1 protein-coding gene is annotated in these 553 nt (G+C 66.4%); it reads left to right on the forward strand.

The window, feature by feature from the left end; all coding sequences use genetic code 11:
* Window positions 1-553: tyrosine-type recombinase/integrase (locus tag AC1D3B_RS36235; RefSeq protein WP_478195479.1), on the forward strand; the 553-nt coding region annotated here is incomplete at both ends.

A 553-nucleotide genomic window follows, 5' to 3' on the forward strand; every position in this document is an offset into this window, starting at 1 on the left:
CAGCCAGCGCTGATCCGTTGCCGGAACATCTCTCGGTGGCCGAGGCGAAGCACCTGATCGCATTCCTGTCCAACGCGCGCCCTCGCCCCGGGGTCAGTGGCGCACGGCGAGATGCCCATGCGGCGTTCACGTGGCAGGAGCTTCGCAATCGCGTTGCGGTCGCACTGCACCTGGGCGGCGGACTGACCCCCGCAGAAGTACGCGCGCTCACGCTCGATTCGCCAATCTCGCGCGGCGGCCGCGTGCGGGATCGGCCCTGGAAGATTTCCATCCCCGCCAGTGGGGACTCGCCAGCACGAGAAACGCCGATTGCGCCTTGGGCCGGCGAGCTCCTGCAGCACTGGCTCCTGGTTCGCTCCGAACGAAAGATTCCGGGCGAGATACTTTTCCCGTCAACGGCGACGGGCAAGCCCTGGAGCAAGCAATCCCATTACTCGGCAACACGGCAGTTGCTCGCGGACGCGGGTCTCGATGGCAACGAAGGCGGAACCTTCAAGCTTCGACACACCTTCGCGATGCGCCAACTGCGACGCGGAACGGCGCCCGCGGAAGT

The sequence above is a fragment of the Variovorax sp. P5_A3 genome (assembly GCF_056400665.1).